Raw genomic sequence first — 18,987 nt, forward strand, 5'->3', positions numbered from 1 at the left:
TCGGTTACGGTTTTTAATGAACATCTTTACTGGGAGTTCATTTTTTAACAATCCGAATTATCTGATGAAGATAACAACTACTTTTTTGGGGGATTGTGATTTTTTTAAATCCATTAAATACGGATAAATTATTTTAATTTAGTATAATATAACTATCATATATATTTTCTAAAAAAAAATACTTTGATTAGAAGATAATGAGTATACATACCTAATCGGACATACAACTAATCAATGATAAAATAATTTCTTTTTAGTAACTTACTTGAAGGTCATAAAAAAATGATAAAGATTGCATATTCCAATGTCAAGAAACTGGATTTGAAAAAGGCTTATCCTTTTACATCACCCGATAGGCAAAAAAAGATTTCAAGATACCGATTTGATAAGGATAAAAAACTAAGTTGTGGTGCATACCTTCTCTTAAAAAAACTATTGGATGAGATAAACATCACAGATGCCATATTCAAAACAAAAAAATATGGAAAAGCCTACATCAGCAATTACCCGAATATCCACTTTAACCTATCACACAGCGGCAAATATGTAGCATGTGCAATAGCCGACACTCCCATAGGTGTGGATATAGAATACAACGATTGCGAGATTGACTTGAACATAGCAAAACACTACTTTTTTAACAGTGAATACAAAAGAATAATCGAATCGGAAAATCCTTCAAATGAATTCTTCAAATACTGGGTTCTTAAGGAAAGCTACATGAAATATACAGGACTGGGATTTCACTTAAGTCTTGACTCCTTTGAAATAATCATGGAAAATGATGATATAAAACTTAAGGATGATAAAAACAATATAAAATTCAACTTGTTTGATGTGGATAATTATAAACTGGCATTTGCATCAAATCAATGCACAAATAAAATTAGGGAATATGATATAAGTGAGTTATATCATTAATAATCTTTTTTTTAATATTCTTCTTTATTGTATGTCAAGTATCTTATCAAAACCGGACATGGTCAATATTTCACGTATGGATGATGAACAGTTGATAATTGTAAACGGTATGTTTTGAGGTTGTAATTTCTTCTGTACCATCACGAGTACACGTAATCCGGAACTGGAGATATATTCTAGCTTTTCACAATCTAATATTAATGAATCAAATTTTCCGAATTCATCCATTAATTCATTTTCAAAGTCAGGTGCAGTCACAGTATCAATATTCTCTTCAATCTTAACGGTTAATTTTTTATCATCATACTCTTTTAAAACTTTCATAATACTACCTACTCATTTTATAATACATTTTGACAATTACTGTTTAATTCAGTATGTATTTATACTGATATTCATAGTTCTATTTTATATAAATATATGATTGAATATATTATTATAGTTTATTTTTATAGGGTATTTGTACCTTCAATCAAATGGCAAATAATATATATTTTTAAGATAATCTCGAAAATTCAAAAATAAAAAAAAGGTTTAAAAGAAAAGTTAAATCATATTCAATAATGCAGGTGTAATGAATGTTTCTATAAATGCTGCTATAAGAAGCAATACAAACACGATTTCAGTACTTATGATTGCATCCTTAATCAGTTCGTTACAGTCATCAATTGCCTTTCTAACACCACTTCTCGTAATTATTGCCTTGATAACCCTAATTTCACTAATAAATAACATCAATCCTCCGGCCATGGCAAAAATACTGGATGGTATTTCAAATATTCCATGAGGGATAACGCCCAACAGCAATAATATCGGATTTCCCTTGACGAATAATGTTATCATATTCGTAGCATTGATGAAGGATATGTATAATGATGGGATAAACAGGAATAATCCTCCGATGATGGTTGTAAAATCATTGATGAAGTTGTGTATGAATAGGACTATAAAACCTGCAATGGATGAGTCTTTATATGCTTCGTTATTGCCATGGGATTGAATAACAGAGATATTCTTAGTTCCATCAAAATTCATTGTATTCGAATTGGTCATGGTTCCAATGAATCCTAAAACGATAAAGAGTATTATGCTTATAAGGAATATTCTTTTGTTTCTATTAAAATAACCTTTCAAATAATTCGTATCAAATATTTCCCTTAGATTTAATGACATATTATTTTTTCACCACTTTTAATCATTTTATCTTACAGATAATTGCTTTATTGGATTAAACACTATTTTTTAACTCTTTAAGAAGGTAACTGGTTGGAAAAATTTACAATGTATCATGATTCATCCATAGAATAATGTTTTATCAATCCTAATATTTGCTTATTATTCGATAATTAACGTAGTTGGTATACTGTTGCCAAATATGTTAATAAACGATTAACCATTACATAATATTATCTTGTTATGTAAAATATTTAAAAGTATCCGTTTTTTCCTTAACGGGTAAATCCATGAACATAACTATTTTATCTAGAAAATATGGGATATGCTCACATATCCTAAAAAAAAGATAATGATTAATTCTAAAATAATAAAATGGGGGTGATTAATGGGATATTCAATCACATTTATTGAAAGCTAAACAATTTACTTCAGTCCCTTCTAAAAAGATCCCTGGTATAAACCTTATCCACAACATCCCCCAGGATATCCGCGTCGAACCTGTTTGCTAGGATAACATCACTTTCACGCTTGAAACGTTCAATGTCATTGACAACTTCCGACCGGAAGAATTCACTTCCATCCTCCAATGTTGGTTCATATACAATTACAGGGATTCCCTTTGCCTTTATACGCTTCATAACGCCTTGAATAGCAGATGCACGGAAATTATCACTGTTACTTTTCATGGTAAGCCTATAAACCCCTACGGTATTTGGATTTTTTGAGATAATCTGATCGGCAATGAAATCCTTACGTACTGAGTTGGAATTTACAACAGCCTCAATCATGGTCTGTGGAACATCCTTATAATTGGCCAAAAGCTGTTTTGTATCCTTAGGCAAACAGTACCCTCCATATCCGAATGAGGGATTGTTGTAATGACCGCCGATACGAGGATCCATACAAACACCATCTATAATCATCTGCGTGTCAAGACCCTTTGTCTGGGCATAAGTGTCAAGTTCATTAAAGTAACTTACCCTTACAGCAAGGAAAGTGTTGGCAAATAGCTTGATGGCCTCGGCCTCTGTGATATTTGCCAAAAGTACAGGTATGTCCTCTTCAGGTGAAGCAGCTCTTTGCTGTTCTTCTATGGCTCCCTCCAACAGTAAATCAGCGAACATCTGTCCTTCCTCTTTCTGGTTGTCATCACATCCGACAACTATACGGCTTGGATGAAGATTGTCATAGAGTGCCTTGGATTCACGAAGGAATTCCGGACTGAATATGATATTGTCCACTCCATACTTTTGACGGACGGACTCGGTATATCCTACGGGTATTGTGGACTTTATAACCATCAGCACATCCGGATTTACCTTAAGGGTCCATTCGATGGCATCCTCCACGGCTGATGTGTCAAAGAAGTTATAGACATCATCATAATTTGTAGGCGTAGCAATAATGACAAGCTCGGCATTCTTGTATGCGGATTCTTTATCGGTTGTCGTATGCAGATTCAATTCGCGTTTTCCTTCACGTGCCTCTTTGAAAAATCTTTCTATCTCATCATCCTGTATGGGACTGATGAACTGATTCAGCATCTCCGCCTTTGATTCTGTTGTTGTAATTGCTGTTACGTCATGTTTTTGAGCTAGTAAAACAGCAAGTGAAAGTCCCACATATCCTACACCTGCAACTGTAATTTTCATTCAAATAATCTCCTATTTATATGTTTTTTTTTAAAATTTTATTTCATTCTTTAAATTTTTTCAGAAAAAGACTTTGGAATTAATCTTATTGGCACTGGTTAATGACAATAAATCCAGTGTTCTGACGGATGGACATGACAGTTTGTTGTCCGACATCCTATGAACAATTCATGTCTAATCCCTGAAAATTCAAATCCAGTGTTTTATGCTATTTACTTCAATCGTTTAGGTTATAAATTTCGAACTGAAAATATTCAAGTAAACATTAGAAGGTTTTCTTAAATAATCTATTAATAGTCTATTTTTTCTTCTTTAAAAAACTTTTTGAATAAAACAATATTGCGGATTATACGGCTTTTGTCATAAATGGGTAATATTAATCCACAAAAAGCAAATGCCGTAATGTTATAATTTTTAGCAATCCGATTTTTTTCTAATCCTATACTGTCACATGTTAAAAGTATTATATTTTCAACTACAAAATATAATAATATGAAACGATTATTTATATTCGACTTGGACGGTATGATACTGGATACGATAGAGGATTCATTTAATTGCGTCAATCAGGTACTGGTGGAATTTAACATAGCACCCTACGAGGCTGACTATAGGACCATGCATTATCCCACATTTAGAAAATATCTCAATGACAACAATGCAGGGAAAAAAACGCAGGTATATTCAAGATACATAGAGGTATTTGCAAATCACCCGCTGGATAATACCAAGGCATTTGATGGCATGACCGACGTACTGTGTAAACTTCAGCAATTGGGCGTAATTCTTGCAATATGTTCCAATCGTGATGAAAAGGTTGTAAAAAAGCTGACAAAGAGATTTTTCAAGGACATAGATTTCAAGTATATATCCGGTTTCAGAAGAGGTGTGCCAGATAAGCCTGATCCGTTCAGGTTAAATCAGATAATAGAAAGTGAAGGTGCAGAAAAAAGTGAGGTAATATACTTCGGAGATAAGGACGCCGATATCAAGGTAGCAGAGAATGCCGGAGTTGACCTTGTACTTGTAACATACGGGCAGGGAAGTCCCGAGGACTATGCCAGTACATACCCATTAAGAGTGATAGATAAACCGGAAGAGATAATGGAGCTAATCAATGAAGGAATTATACATATTTGACTTTGATGGAACACTGATTGACAGCTATCGTGATTCAATCAAATACTTCAACATAACCCTCAAACAATTTAATCTTCCAACATTTGACATGGAATTGGAGGGCCTGGACTATCAAGTATTCAGGGAATTTCTGCATAAACAAGTGGAGGGATTTGAAGATGAATTCATGGACGCCTTTACCATCAACTATAAGGACAGTCCACAGCATAACACCTTCCTATATGATGGTGTCCTGGAAGTGCTTAAAAGACTGCAAAAGGAGGGCATAACTCTTGCAATATGTTCCAACAGGGATGAGGATAATCTAAAGCAAATGGTTGACGAGTTCTTTGTTGGGGTTGAATTCGCTTATGTTTCCGGTGAAATAAAGGGACTTCCGAATAAGCCTGACCCTTACAGGTTAAACAGGATAATCATGGATGCGGGAATAGCCAAGGATAAGGTACTGTACTTTGGTGATAAGACGGCTGATATAGATGCTGCAAAAGCAAGCGGCATTGACATGGTGCTTGTATCATATGGTCAGGGAAATAGCCTGGCATACAATGACAGCTATCCGTTGAAGATTATAGACACGGTTTATGAAATACTGGATTTCCTATCATATTAGGGTACTGATTAAAATTCATGGTTTTTATATATTCCGAGTGTTGGCATAAATTATGTTTTTTCACTCTTGAGTAATACTTTTATACGCTTACATTTATTAGCATCTGTTTTAGTTAAAATTTAAAATAATTATATTATTAATACTTATCATGACTCCCCTTTGAATACTTATCAGATGCTCGCATTTTATTTATATAGTATCTATGAATAATATAATAATATAATCATGTAATATGTTATGTCTTTATAATGGGGGACTGTTATGAATGTTTATTGGGGAACATTTTGTTAGATATTATGTGATTATGTTTATTCAGTGATTATAGGGGAGGTGAACTAAGAGAGATTATGTCTGATGATTGTGTTTTATTAACTCAAAGTATTCTTATTCGTGGTCTTACTAAGAAACAATATAATGTTTTGGTGGATATTTCCTTGAAACTTAACTTTTTGAGAAATTGTGCTGTGGAAAAGACGCCATTTGTTAAATCTACTGACAGAAAGCATTTTAAGAAAATAAATTTTAAATCAATAATTAGCAAGGTCAAAGAGGAATTTAAGATGGAATATTCTTTTATTCAGGCTCAGTTAGCTAATACTACTATAAAAAAGCATGTTGAATCATTCAATGGCTATGTTGAGTTGAAAAATAAAAAAATTGATGGTGAATATGATCGAAAGGTTAATCCGCCTAAAAAACATGAGAATTATCGATTACATAATATCATAATTCCGAAAGAATCTATTACTTCTTCTAAAAAGAAGCTAAGGGAGGGTTTTATAGAATTACCATTAAGTAGGGAGTATAAGAAACTTTTGGAATCAAAGAATTGTAGACCTAGAATAAAAATTCCTGAGAATATACGAGATAAAAAGATTATTCAAGTGGAAATTATTCCTATAAATAATGGAAAGATGTTTAAGGCAAATTTCACTTATGAAGCTGAAAAAGAGCCACTGGATTTGGATAAGGATAAAATTATGGGTATTGATCCTGGTGTAAATAATTTTGCAACAATTGTTACAACCGAAGGGCCTCACGTGCAATTGTGGACGGGAGAAAATTAAAAAATCAAATATACTTCAAATGTAAGAAAACAGCACACTACCAATCAATTCTTGATAAGCAAGGACGTAAAACATCCAATAGAATCCGAAAAATAAACCAAAAATTCAAAAACATACAAGACAACTTCCTCAACCAAACAGTAAACTTCATCATAAAAAAATGCAAACAACAAGATGTAGGTACAATTGTGCTTGGATACAACAATAATTTCCAGCACAAGACCAATATGGGAAAAAAACAAAACCAAATATTTTCACACATAGCATTCAAACAATTCAAACAAAAACTAGAAACACGATGCCAAATACACGAAATAGACCTGATAATACAGGAAGAATCATACACAAGCCAAAGTAGCTTCCTAGATGAAGATATACTACCAGAATACCAAGAAAAAAAAGACGCTGAAAATAAGGGGGATAAAAAGAAGGAAGATAAAGTTAAATATGAATTTAAGGGCAATAGAGTCCAACGTGGATTATACGAAACACAAAATGGAAAAATTATTAACGCAGATGTAAACGCTGCAGCCAATATTATAAGAAAATGTAAGCATAGGTTCAATTTTGAGCTATTGTGTAAGTGGGTCCAGACTACTCCGTATAAAATCAAATTATAACCAAGACATCCAGATATATAATAGGTGCGGTATAAAAAAAATGTTTATCCCTTATTGTCATTATTGTTATTATCATATGTTTGTCGTTATTTGATTTGAACAAAGGCAAAAGAGAGTATTCCATGCAGTATGATTGTTTCTGGGTTTTAAATCTTTTATAATAAAAGAAAGAAAGGTTGTACTGTTTATTGTTTACTTGCTTTAAGGTGAAAAAAATGGTTGTATTATAAAATATATGTTTATGGAAGTTTTTTTTTCTTCTTGACTTATATGAGTAATACTTTTTTTTGTTTTAAAATACTTTTGGCCAAGTCTCATTCCATAAATATAAATTATAGCAACACGTATTGAAAAGTTTTTATATTCCTTAGAACATAATTTATTATTATATCAAATCTTTTTAAATTAATTTGATGGGAGTGTTTGATTAAAATGAAATTCAAGTCCATATTTCTTGTCGGTATTATATTATTGGCCTTGTTAAGTGTTTCAGCTATTTATGCTGATGATACAATTGTTTATGGCAAGTCTTCATTCATTATTCCAGAAGGATATACGCTTATGGAGAAAGATAATCAGATGGTAATGTATAACGAAGATAATGTAATAAGCATCTTTGAAGGTTCCATTAAGAATCCTGCTAAGGCTAAGGAAAATCGAATAAAGAATGGTTATAACTTTGTCGATGAGAAGAATATTACCGTTGACAATATTAAAGTAAATCAGCAGAATTATAAAAGCAGTGGTTATAACTGTATGTTCTATACTTTTAAGAAAAATAATAAGAATTATATTATAGGATTGGTTATTGATGAAAATAAACCAATTCCTTCCGATGATGATAATCCGGCAATAGGCATTATTCGTTCTTTAACTTAAAAAAACCATTTATATTTCTTTTTCTCTTTTTTTAGGATAATATGTTGGTTGTCCTATGTTTAATTACCATGTTTATGAATTGATTATTTTTTAACCATTAACTCATTTGATAATTCCATTTTAAATAATTAATTTTATGATTAATTATTCATGATGTATTCATATTAATCTATAATATACTGGCTGTTAATGATTATATTATCAATGCAGTAATTAAATATTAATAGTGGTCAATGTTAGATGTATATTTAATTATTTAAAGTAGCGGATTTGTGTGCAACAATTATGATGGTATAAATACTTGTTCTTTAATGCTATTTTTTTTAATATTTCTTCTATAAATAACTGATTTGATTTATAGTTACTTTTTTAAGCTTATGCAAATATGGGAAGATAGGAGGAACGTGTTTATTTATTAAGTCAGATTCATTAATATTTTTTTGTTCTTTTATAGTTATATGTCATGTATTTTTTTTCCTATGATTTATGCTGTTGGGCATGTTTTTGGTGATTTGTTTATTTTGATTGGAAAAAAATATTATTTTTGTTTTTATTTTTTTTCATGTTTTAATTCTTTTTGTTTAATGTATTTTTGATATTGTTGTTGTTTTGTTTATTTTTGGTGGTGTGTTTTGTGTTGTTTTGTCGTATATTTGTATATTGTACGACAAGATTATGAGGAGTAAAATATTAATAATGAATAAATAGGGTTATCTCCAATTTCAATTCTATTTTTTCCACATTTGTAAATTTATCCTGTTTATAATTTTTTATATAAATTTTTTAAAACAGCCTATAGAAATAAAACAATAGAATCTTAAATGGCTGGTATCAAAAATTAAATGTAGTTTGAATAATCTGGAAAATTTATAAATTTTATAAAAAGTAATTTTTAAACCAATGATTATGCAGTTAATTGTTGCAATGAATTAAATCCATATCATCAATGATTTAATTTAAATGAATATCATTTTATTTGATTTAAAAAAAGAGAATATTAGTTAAATATGATTTTTAATCAAAAATATTTATCACATTATGCGATGAATTTCTCACATTCTTCCATTTTATTTTTTGCCAGTTCTTTAGTTATATAATCTCTTGCATTATAATCGACTTCTTGTCTGAGATCTTGAGTTCCAGCAAACTTTTTATAGATATCTAAATTAAAACCTTCTTCTAGAACAAAATATTGATTAAATCCATCAAGTATTCCCTTTTGTTTGTTACTTTCATAGTTTTTAGTAAGCAATAACGCATTTGCTGTTAAAAGCATGGCATAAAAAAATTGAGTAATTGAATCACTGTAATATTCATTTTCATATAATAACTTTCCAGAATCAAGTTTTCGTTGTGCTTTAATTCTATAATCCTTTATTTCTTGTTTATCCAAGTATAATCCCATCCCTTATCACATTAGTTATAAATGAATAATTTTTTGTTTCTTCGTAATGCTTTTCAGTAATTATATGTGCTGAAATTAATTCCCTATATTTTGTTATAATATTGTATTTTTCATCAGATATTTTATCTTCTATTATTTCTCTGTTGTTGGAAATAATCAGTATATCTATATCTGAATCGTCATTGTCTTCTCCTCTTGCGACTGATCCGAAGAGGATTATTTTTTTAATGTATTTGTTTTTGATTTTATCGGCAAATTCTTGAGCAATTTCAATTCTATTCTTCATAAAAAATCACTCTCTTTATAAACTATTATGTATTATATACTATAAATATTTAAACAGTAACTCAATATTTTTAGTCATAGGTATTGACATTATAATAGTTATTAATTTCTAAAGAGGTTATTAACATATTATATCGTGTTTTTACTCATTGGTTAGTTTTTATATTCCAATTGAATTCTGATATATTCATTATTAATTTCATATCCCATTTTCCTCTTTTTTTGCATTGTAATTTTTTAGTCCTAATATAATTTTTTTTTATAAGGGACTTCACCAAAATTATAATAATATTTTTTCTAAAACATGTTTAAACTTCTCAAGAAACAACATAAATCCTATTTCTTTTTGAAAATTTGGATTTTGGCGAACCCCCCAAAAAATTTTAAAACATCCTTATGTATATTATTGATAGAAATATTTATGTGTTGTTATGAAAAAGAAGTTAAAACACTACCAGTAAATGTATCAAAATCTATATACTATAATTCTTCTCTTAAATTTTGTCTGCTTGCGGTAATTATATAACTCATCACTAAAATTATCGTTATATAAATAAATAACACATTTCTTATCCATTTACAAACCATGGTACAGAATCATCAAACAAATCAAGTATTAATTAATTTATTAATAGCGTATATTATAATATTGTACGACAATAAATAAATTCTAATAAAAACAAAAACCAATAATAGAAACTATCCGGATGAGATAAACTATGTGAAGGAGTTCTTGGGGCATGAAAACATAGCAACAATACAGATATACATTAATCTAAAAGAAAAGGATGGTGGAGAGATTTAAAGGGGTTAATATCTTATGATTCAATCAAAACTTTTCAAAATCATTGGTTAATTATATTATCGGTTGTTATTATCATATTTTTTAATATTAATTAATTATATTCGCTTTTTATATTTATCATTTATTGATGACATCAATGGGACATTTTTCAGATAATTGTTTATCGAAGGTGATTAAGGTATCTATTTTGTAATATTTAATTAATTCTATTATTGATGTGTCTGTAAAGCCTATTTTTTGTTTGTCGTTTTTGTTTTCTGTTTTGTATGTGTTCATTACTTGTGAATTGAAATTGGGTATATGGTATTCGTTTAGTATTGTGAAGTTGTCCTTTATCATCAGATATGTTTGGTATGCTAGTTTTGATCCTTCGTATTGGCCTATGATTGTTATTATTTCATCCAGAACGTGATTGGATATATAGCAGTCCTGATTTTCAAGGTCATATTTGTCGAATACCTTGATTGCATCTTTGTGTAAGTCATCATATTCCAGTATGTATCCGACAATTATATTTGTGTCTATAAAGTATTTGGTCATTTTATCTGTAAAGCTCCTTTTCTAGTTCTAATGCATTTGTATTTTTACTAGTTTTTCCAGCACCTTTCATCTCGTTTAATGTAACTTTTTTTCTGAAGTTTATATGTACCGTGTTGTCGTTGGATAATACCCATTCGATTATGTCATCTGCTTGTAGGCTATGTGCATTACGAATTTCTGCCGGTACTGTGGTCTGATTGTTATTATATAACTTAGTGTCAATCATCATCATCATTAATCACCTACTAATTTTATTTTACCTATCTATTATATATTTACCAAGTAATATAAATAACTTACTTAACTTTTTTATAAACAGTTAAAGATAATATTATTTTTATCTGTTGGTTTTCAAAACTGATTATATTGAATGTTGAAAGTAAGATGAAAAAATGCTTATAAAAAAAATTAGAATGGAGGGGAAAGTTAATATAAGAATCCAAATAATTTCATTAGATTCAATTATCTATTTTTAGTTTACAGTTAGAGTTTTCGTATCTTCCAAGCAGTCATAGTCTGAGGATATGAATACGGCTGTGAGGTTATACTCTTTTGCCTTCATGTCACTTGGCAAGGTGTATGTAAAGTTTACCTGATTATTGGATACTTTAGCATAGATTACCTTGCCGTTAGCATCTTTGACTGTTTTACCGTTTATCTTGAAGACTACTTTACCATTGTTGATGACATTGTCACCATCTGTTATTGCTGCTGTTAGTGTGGTTGGTGTGTTTGTGAGTGTGGTTACATCTTCTGTGGTGATGTTTGTGTTTATTATGTTGTTTTCTATTATTGCATCTTCTGGTGCTAGTATTGTTTCGTCTCCGTATCCTGTGCTGCTTGTTAGTTGGTTGTTTTTGATTGTTATGTTGACGGATTCTTCGCTGTGTATTGTTGTGTCTTTTTGTTGGGTGTCTGTTATTTTTATTTTGTTGTTTTCTAGTTCTATGTTTATGGGGTCTTGTTGTATTTTGATTCCAGTGTTTTCTGGTTGTATTTCCTCGGTTACACTATTTATTGGTATGGTTGAGTCATCGTTTATTGTTATTGTGTTTTCTGTTGCTGTGCTGTTTAGGCTGTGTGCGTATCCTATTTCCATACTTTTTGATCCGTTGAGTGTTATGTTGTTGTCTGTTATCTGTGTGTTGGTTGCTGTGTAGATTTCCATTCCGTAGTTTACTATTCCGTTTATGTTTATGTTGTTTTGTGACATGTATATGTGGTGGTTGTTTTTTGGTGTTTTCGGTGTTTTTTCTTGTTTTTTTGCTATGTTGGTGTTTTTTGTTGGGGGGGTGATTGTTTGATTTTTACTTCGTTATATTATCTATAGCAAAATAAAATATATAATTCATCAGAAAAAGCATATCTGGTCCTGAAATCCAACACATTATTCTGTAATCCACATCCAACAGATTATTATCCTGTTTCATATGTTTACTATGACTAATATGTGAATATTATTCCATTAATTAAAATAATATTGTTACATTAATTATGTTCTTTTTATTGTCTGGTTAATGATATGTTGATATTTGTGAAAAATGGAATTGCTGCATAATTAGTATGTTATTTCATGTGTTTAGATTATTGGGGGAACGTTTTGGTTTTGTGTACATATGTATTTATTTGTTAATCGTGTTTGTTGGTAAGTTTAAAATGGGTGACTTGAATATTCATTAATTGATTGAATTTGTTGTGGGAACAATTGTGTATGGAGGGGTACATATTTTTTTTGGATTACTGTTTTTTGTGGGAACGTTTTGGTTTTGTGTACCTATGTATTTATTTGTTAATCGTGTTTGTTGGTAACTTTAAAATGGGCGACTTGAATATTCATTAACTGATTGAATTGTTTGGGGGTACAATTGTCTATTGGGGGTACAAGATTTAATTAAATATTATTATTGTGGGAACAATGATAATTGTGTGTACATAATTTTAAAATGTGTCCACGTTAAACCAGTACATAATTGTATATGTGTCAAGGATTCATTTAGATACTCTGGATGGGATAATAGTTACAATGGAAAGTCATTCTTGAGATGCAACTCAATCAATATAGAATATGCTAAGAATACATGTCCTAGAAACTAAAAGAACAAGCAGATATTGGGATAGTAATTATTTTAATATTGAAAAATAGAACAAATCATTCGATAGATTGTAATGTTGAATAACAAGATATGCTAATTTCCTGATTGTTGCACACTCTCGTTTTTAGTAAAAATATTTGAATTGAAAAAAAGTTAAAAAATGGGTTGAATTACTGTCGTGATCTGCTATTCATGTATTTATAGTGTTCCCCGGACATGTGGTTAGGTCCTGCATAATAGTCATAGTGGCCGGAGCCGTAGTATGTATATTCACCATCACTTTGCTGGACGGTAATAGGATTATCTACCGTAGCAGTCTTGTGTGAAGCGTCACGTTCGGGGTCATAGTCAGGATCCGAACTTTGGCTGCCTGATTTGCTGCTTTTCTTACTTGATGTTTTCGTGTTGGTCTTTGCAGTAGTTTGGGTAGTAGTATTGTTGGTGGTATTGTTTGACTCATTTAGAGAAACGTTCGTTGAATTGTTTGAAGCAGTAGTGTTATTTGTATCGTTGGTATTGTTATTATTACTGCTTAGTATAAAAGCAGATGATGCGGCTATTATGCATAATAGGACACATACTCCTATAATCATTATGCTTCGCTCTCTCATATGTTAACCCCCATAAATTAATTCATTCGGGTATGTTTTCTATTATTTCATTAATTAGTAATATAGTTTTACCATAACTCACACTAAGTAAGATGATATTTTTCATCAATAATTATTAGAAATATAAATAATCAAAAAGATATATAAATAAAACATAGTATGAAAGAATAATTTTTCAGGTGAAAATATATGTGTACAGCAGCAAACCTTCAAACAGAAGACAATCATTATTTTGGAAGAAATTTGGACTTAGAATATTCATATAACGAAACGGTAGTAATAACACCACGAGAATATGAATTCAAATTCCACCAGGTTGATAACATTGCCTCCCATCATGCCATAATAGGCATGGCATATGTTGTGGAAGATTACCCATTATATTATGATGCATGCAACGAGAAAGGACTGGCAATGGCAGGATTAAACTATCCCGGAGCCGTCTATAAGGATATGGCTGAAAACAAGGATAACGTTGCATCATTTGAATTCATACCATGGATACTCTCCCAGTGTGAAACGGTACCTGAAGCGATTGAATTGATAGAAAAAGTCAATATACTGAACCTTAACTTCAGTGAAAAGCTACCTGCAACACCACTTCACTGGATGATATCCGATAACAAGAATTCAATAGTTGTGGAAACAGACCAGAAAGGATTAATGATATACTTCAATCCAATAGGGGTAATGACCAACGCTCCTTCATTTGATAAGCAGGTATTCAATCTAAAGAATTATAGAAACATTTCAAACAAAACATTGCCAAATCTCTTTAGTCCCAATGTGGATTTGGAAGTTTATTCAAGAGGTATGGGTACTATAGGATTACCGGGGGACTTGATTCAGCTTCAAGATTTGTCAAAGCAGCATTCACTTTACAAAACAGTGTCATCGGAGAAAATGACGAGGAAAACGTGAACCAATTCTTCCACGTTTTAGGTAGTGTAACCCAGCAGAAGGGATGCTGTGAAGTGGATGAAGATAAATATGAATACACAATATACTCATCATGCATGAATGCCACAAAGGGAATATACTACTACAGGACATACAACAACTCACAGATAAATGCCGTAAGCATGAACAGTGTGGATTTGACAAATGATGAACTGATAGTATACCCGTTAAATGACAGTCCTTCAATCAACTATCAAAACATTGATGATGAGGATGAAGAGGTAATGTACAGTTAATTGCATTGTCCTATTTATTAAGCAGGGGATAATGTTATTCATTGACATATCTCTTTTTTTTGTTTTATTTTTATTCCTTTAATTTTTTTCTCATATTACCTTCAGGTGGCATTAATTGTTTTTTTTACTATTTTCTGAAAAAAGGATGAATGCTATGATTAAATATTTCACTTCTATCATATTTGCTGTAATTGAATTTAAGTCAATTGTAATTACCATGAATAAATATTCTTATTTCAGTTTACACACGAAAAATATAAATAGAACAATAAATAAAGTATGTATTGTATTCTTATTCATGTTTTATCATCTTCTTTTTTTATGTTGATAATAAAAAGGGGATTATGATAATTTAGTTAATTGGATATGATTAAATGGGATTGGATTAGGGGTATTTCTCTCATATCATATTCCATTAACTATTTCTTTTCTAAAACCCGATTATAATTAAGACTGTTTAATAAAATATTAACTTTTACAGTTTTTAACAGATATCATCTCCATATAAACAGCTTATTCTCTTTATAACTTAGGCCGTTTATCATTTTTATAATGAAAATTAAAAAGGACTATAATCATCCTTGATCTTTTTGTGCTACATTTTCCGTTTTTCTTTTTTTTGTGCTACATGACTTTTCACCCATATATCCAATTATCAAAGACAGATAATCTCCTCATTAACATAATAATAATTTAAATAATGGAATAATCAACTCTTTCAGGATTGATAAAAAATCTGAAAATATCGGAACAACTATAACTATTATAAAATATAAAAAACATAATTTATGCCTATATAGGGGTATAAAAATATGAATCCAATAGAAATTGACAATGAAAAATGTGTAGCATGTTTATCATGCGTTTCTGATTGTCCGAGTTCTTATCTTTATCAGGAGGACAATATCATTAAAACACAGGACAAGGGATGTATAGAATGTGGCCATTGCTATGCAATCTGTCCAACCAACGCTATAAAAATGAGTGGTTATGATTTAAATGAGCAACCGGTAGTTTCAATGACACAAATAGATAGTGATATCCTTCTAGAGGCCATCAAAAGCAGAAGAACAATACGTAAATTTAAGCCACAGGCAATCGACGAGGAGACGATAAATAAGATTCTGGAGGCGGGAAGATACAGTCCAACCGGGGGCAATTCACAGAATGTATCATATACCATTCTCGCATCCAAACAGGATATGGCTGAAGAAATTTGTGTAAACCTATTTAGAAAGGGAAAAACAATAGGCTCACAATTAATAAAGTATTTGAAAAGAATGGATATTACAGATGACTTCTTCTTTAAGGGTGCTCCACTGGTAATTGTCGTATCCGCTAAAAGCAATATTGATGCCGGTCTTTCCAGTGCATATATGGAGATTATGGCAAACAGTCTTGGGTTGGGCGTATTGTACAGTGGCTTTTTTGTAATATGTACAAAGTTAAGCAGAAAACTAAAAAATCTCCTGGAACTAGAAAAGGGTTATAATGTAGTTTCATGTATGGTAATAGGATATCCTGATGTAAAGTATCAGAGAATAGTCCCTCGAAAAGAGTTGAAATATAAAAAATTATAGGTTGGCAATTAACCACTAGATGATAATGAAGGGTGGAATAATTTACTTCCATAATCTATTTTTTAACAAAATCCGTTGATGTGACATACGTACATTTGATGATATAATAAGGGGGCTGTTAATTGTAATGTGAGATTTGATATCTTATCTCACATCAGGCTCTTCATGAAAGGACATTAGTACAAATCGGTCACCTGAAAAAAATACATTTTTTAAAAACTATGCTGAGGGTATTAAATTATTTATACTATTTTAATGAAGGTTGAAATTTTATATAAAAAAATGGTAGTACCCCATAGAGGATATGAAAAATAAATAATTATTTATAGTAAAAAAGGAATAGATATTATTATGTACAACGAAATATCTGATTCCTTAAGTAGTAATTTGTCTTCCATTCAACTTAATCTTTTCGATTTTGGTTCAGATAATGCAAAAGAAAATGTTGTTAAAAGAGCTTTAAATCAGTCTTTAATAAAAGATATGAATGAAAAATTAAGTAATTTGGATGATAATCATTTTGAATATGTTAATCCTGTTTGTCCTCATTGTATTAAAGAAAATATGAGAGGAAGTATCATTAAAAAAGGATTTAGGCCTAGAAAAATAAGAATAAATGGTAATGAAAAATTAAATCCTTACGATAAAAATAAAGAAAAAGAAATAATTAAGCAAACAATAGAAAGTATAAACGTTTCGACAGTATTAAACACTTTAAATGATTTTAATGAAAAAATAGAAGTTAATTACATACATAATTTTATTAATGAAGTCAAGTATTATGATGTTCAAGATGATAAGAATATTACTGTTTATTTAAGAAAATATAAATGTAAACGATGTAAAAAACACTTCCAAACCGAATTAACAAATGTTTATGATAAATATAAACGTTATGCAAAGTCTTTTTTTAACAAAATAGATGAAATAACATATTATTCTCATTATACACCCTCACAATTACAAGACGTACTTAAAACTTCTTTCAATAGAGAAATTAATCTTAAAACTCTCTTCGACTGGACAAGAACAGCATCCAAAATAAGTAGATCCAACGATTACGATGGAATAACTTATAATTCCGATGAAAATCTAATTTTAAACCTAAAAGAAATAGGTTCAGGCATATATAATTATGATGAACAATATTTATCCGAAAACAAGAAAGATGGGCTACGATTAACATTATCTGATACTAAACTCAAAATACCCATTGCTGAACAGATAATAAAAAGAAATACTATTCATAAATGGAAAATAACAAAAGAAGAAGTATCTAATTTTATAAAAAAAGCAACAAAAGATAGAGCATTTCATGTCTTAATAACAGATGGACGAGCCATGTATAAAAAAATAGCAAAAGAATTCAATGTAGAACACCAATTATGCATATTTCACGCAATATATAACAACAAAAACGATGCAAAAAACGAATGTAAATCACTAAGTAAATCAACACTAGATAAAATGACAATATTCAACTACACATCACAAATAAATGAAATAGTAAGACAACTAAGCTTAGAAGATGCCAAAGAACAATTAAATGAACTAAAAGAAATACAATCAACCATAGGCTTACCCAAAATCAATAAAAAAATGCTCGAAAGAACAGAAAAAAACTTCTATCAACTAACAACACACTTAAGACTAAACGGAGTACCCAGAACCAACAACAACGCAGAATTAACCTATAACTTATCACTACAAAAATCAGAAAAAAGAAAATACAAAACAGAAGAAGGAATAATCTCAAAACTAATCACATACATGAAAAACAAAACATTACAAAAAGTGACCGCAATGTACTAATGCCCATGAAAGAAAAAAAGTATAAGGGTTAATCCCAAAATTTTTAGGATTGTTCTTCAATAATTGAATTTTATCATTTAAGTTTTTTCTCTAATAATTAAATTCGTATGTTTCTTCTACTTCCATCATGTTTCTGATTTCAGCTGTAGCATTGTCCAAATAAAAGATTCCCATTTCCCAACCGTTTGCATTGTATAACTCTGCCACTTCAGGCATGAGACTTAACGCTTCTTTAGCTATTTCTTCCTGTTTATCAAGATTTGCCACACCATAATATCTTAAAAAGTGCTCCCCATCCCATGCGGCTATTTCCACATTTGGATTTTCTTCCATCTGTTTATAAACCGTTTTGAATGTTCCCACTCCAAAATAAATCTTATCCTCCTTCAATAAATGAAATCCTAACGGTCTTACCTTTGGCTTATTTCCATCAACCGTTGAAAGATAGAATACTTCTGCTTTTGTTAATAATTCATCAACTTTTTCAATATCTGACATTTAATTCTCACCTCTATAATATTAGTTATATAATTGTTTTATTAAATAAGTATATCTGCCGATGAAAAATAGTCTTGATGCTTTTCAAAAACTGGTC

Annotated in this window: 18 protein-coding genes and 1 pseudogene; 9 read left to right on the forward strand and 10 right to left on the reverse strand. The window is 30.3% G+C overall.

Annotation, left to right across the window (positions count from 1 at the left end; all coding sequences use genetic code 11):
• The first annotated feature begins 282 nt into the window (after window positions 1–282).
• Window positions 283–921, forward strand: a complete 639-nt coding sequence (locus AW729_RS01015) for a 4'-phosphopantetheinyl transferase superfamily protein (protein WP_112123327.1) — start codon at window positions 283–285, stop codon at window positions 919–921.
• A gap of 24 nt (window positions 922–945) precedes the next feature.
• Here AW729_RS01015 and AW729_RS01020 read toward each other — a convergent pair whose 3' ends face one another.
• From AW729_RS01020 to AW729_RS01030, 3 genes are all read right to left on the reverse strand, one after another.
• The gene (locus AW729_RS01020; RefSeq protein ID WP_112123328.1) at window positions 946–1,245 is read right to left on the reverse strand and encodes an STAS domain-containing protein; all 300 of its coding nucleotides are present in this window, start codon (window positions 1,243–1,245) and stop codon (window positions 946–948) included.
• Between the two features lie 222 nt (window positions 1,246–1,467).
• A complete protein-coding gene (locus AW729_RS01025; RefSeq protein ID WP_112123329.1) occupies window positions 1,468–2,094 on the reverse strand; it encodes a stage II sporulation protein M in 627 nt (208 codons plus the stop codon).
• A gap of 431 nt (window positions 2,095–2,525) precedes the next feature.
• Entirely contained in the window at window positions 2,526–3,749 is a 1,224-nt protein-coding gene (locus AW729_RS01030; protein ID WP_112123330.1) for a nucleotide sugar dehydrogenase, read from the reverse strand.
• Between the two features lie 492 nt (window positions 3,750–4,241).
• On the opposite strand from AW729_RS01030, the gene AW729_RS01035 reads away from it, so the two are divergent.
• The 5 genes from AW729_RS01035 to AW729_RS01055 all read left to right on the forward strand — a co-directional run bounded on the left by AW729_RS01035 (window position 4,242) and on the right by AW729_RS01055 (window position 8,065).
• Window positions 4,242–4,889 carry an HAD family hydrolase gene (locus AW729_RS01035; RefSeq protein ID WP_112123331.1) on the forward strand — a complete coding sequence of 216 codons (648 nt, stop codon included), beginning with the start codon at window positions 4,242–4,244 and terminating at the stop codon, window positions 4,887–4,889.
• The gene (locus AW729_RS01040) at window positions 4,867–5,499 is read left to right on the forward strand and encodes an HAD family hydrolase (protein ID WP_112123332.1); all 633 of its coding nucleotides are present in this window, start codon (window positions 4,867–4,869) and stop codon (window positions 5,497–5,499) included. The genes AW729_RS01035 and AW729_RS01040 overlap by 23 nt, the downstream gene beginning before the upstream one ends.
• A gap of 347 nt (window positions 5,500–5,846) precedes the next feature.
• Window positions 5,847–6,566, forward strand: coding sequence for a hypothetical protein (locus AW729_RS01045; protein ID WP_112123333.1), 720 nt, complete (start codon window positions 5,847–5,849; stop codon window positions 6,564–6,566).
• A complete protein-coding gene (locus tag AW729_RS01050; protein WP_162685705.1) occupies window positions 6,548–7,186 on the forward strand; it encodes an IS200/IS605 family accessory protein TnpB-related protein in 639 nt (212 codons plus the stop codon). The genes AW729_RS01045 and AW729_RS01050 overlap by 19 nt, the downstream gene beginning before the upstream one ends.
• Window positions 7,187–7,618: 432 nt before the next feature.
• On the forward strand, window positions 7,619–8,065 hold the full coding sequence (locus tag AW729_RS01055) for a hypothetical protein (protein WP_112123335.1): 447 nt from the start codon (window positions 7,619–7,621) through the stop codon (window positions 8,063–8,065).
• Between the two features lie 1,036 nt (window positions 8,066–9,101).
• On the opposite strand, the gene AW729_RS01060 is transcribed toward AW729_RS01055, so the two are convergent.
• From AW729_RS01060 to AW729_RS01085, 6 genes are all read right to left on the reverse strand, one after another.
• A complete protein-coding gene (locus AW729_RS01060) occupies window positions 9,102–9,458 on the reverse strand; it encodes a HEPN domain-containing protein (RefSeq protein ID WP_162685706.1) in 357 nt (118 codons plus the stop codon).
• Window positions 9,451–9,756 (reverse strand): nucleotidyltransferase domain-containing protein, encoded by a 306-nt coding sequence (locus tag AW729_RS01065; protein WP_112123337.1) that lies wholly within the window; start codon window positions 9,754–9,756, stop codon window positions 9,451–9,453. Before AW729_RS01065 ends, AW729_RS01060 begins: the two co-directional genes overlap by 8 nt.
• A 921-nt stretch (window positions 9,757–10,677) precedes the next feature.
• Complete coding sequence (locus AW729_RS01070) at window positions 10,678–11,100, reverse strand: type II toxin-antitoxin system VapC family toxin (RefSeq protein ID WP_112123338.1); 423 nt, start codon at window positions 11,098–11,100, stop codon at window positions 10,678–10,680.
• A 1-nt stretch (window position 11,101) separates the two neighbouring features.
• The gene (locus AW729_RS01075; RefSeq protein ID WP_112123339.1) at window positions 11,102–11,332 is read right to left on the reverse strand and encodes an AbrB/MazE/SpoVT family DNA-binding domain-containing protein; all 231 of its coding nucleotides are present in this window, start codon (window positions 11,330–11,332) and stop codon (window positions 11,102–11,104) included.
• A 240-nt stretch (window positions 11,333–11,572) separates the two neighbouring features.
• A complete protein-coding gene (locus AW729_RS01080; RefSeq protein WP_112123340.1) occupies window positions 11,573–12,313 on the reverse strand; it encodes a hypothetical protein in 741 nt (246 codons plus the stop codon).
• A 1,050-nt stretch (window positions 12,314–13,363) separates the two neighbouring features.
• Complete coding sequence (locus AW729_RS01085; RefSeq protein WP_112123341.1) at window positions 13,364–13,804, reverse strand: hypothetical protein; 441 nt, start codon at window positions 13,802–13,804, stop codon at window positions 13,364–13,366.
• A gap of 189 nt (window positions 13,805–13,993) precedes the next feature.
• On the opposite strand from AW729_RS01085, the pseudogene bsh reads away from it, so the two are divergent.
• The 3 genes and pseudogenes from bsh (at window position 13,994) to AW729_RS01100 (ending at window position 18,392) form a co-directional block, all read left to right on the forward strand.
• Window positions 13,994–15,000 (forward strand): annotated as a pseudogene (gene bsh, locus AW729_RS01090) (choloylglycine hydrolase).
• 812 nt (window positions 15,001–15,812) lie between these two features.
• Window positions 15,813–16,580 (forward strand): nitroreductase family protein, encoded by a 768-nt coding sequence (locus AW729_RS01095; RefSeq protein WP_112123342.1) that lies wholly within the window; start codon window positions 15,813–15,815, stop codon window positions 16,578–16,580.
• Window positions 16,581–16,931: 351 nt separating this feature from the next.
• Window positions 16,932–18,392, forward strand: coding sequence for a transposase (locus AW729_RS01100; protein WP_112123208.1), 1,461 nt, complete (start codon window positions 16,932–16,934; stop codon window positions 18,390–18,392).
• 90 nt (window positions 18,393–18,482) lie between these two features.
• On the opposite strand, the gene AW729_RS01105 is transcribed toward AW729_RS01100, so the two are convergent.
• On the reverse strand, window positions 18,483–18,890 hold the full coding sequence (locus AW729_RS01105; RefSeq protein WP_112123343.1) for a pyridoxamine 5'-phosphate oxidase family protein: 408 nt from the start codon (window positions 18,888–18,890) through the stop codon (window positions 18,483–18,485).
• Window positions 18,891–18,987 lie beyond the last annotated feature (97 nt).

It is taken from the genome of Methanosphaera sp. BMS (genome assembly GCF_003268005.1).
GTDB lineage: Archaea > Methanobacteriota > Methanobacteria > Methanobacteriales > Methanobacteriaceae > Methanosphaera.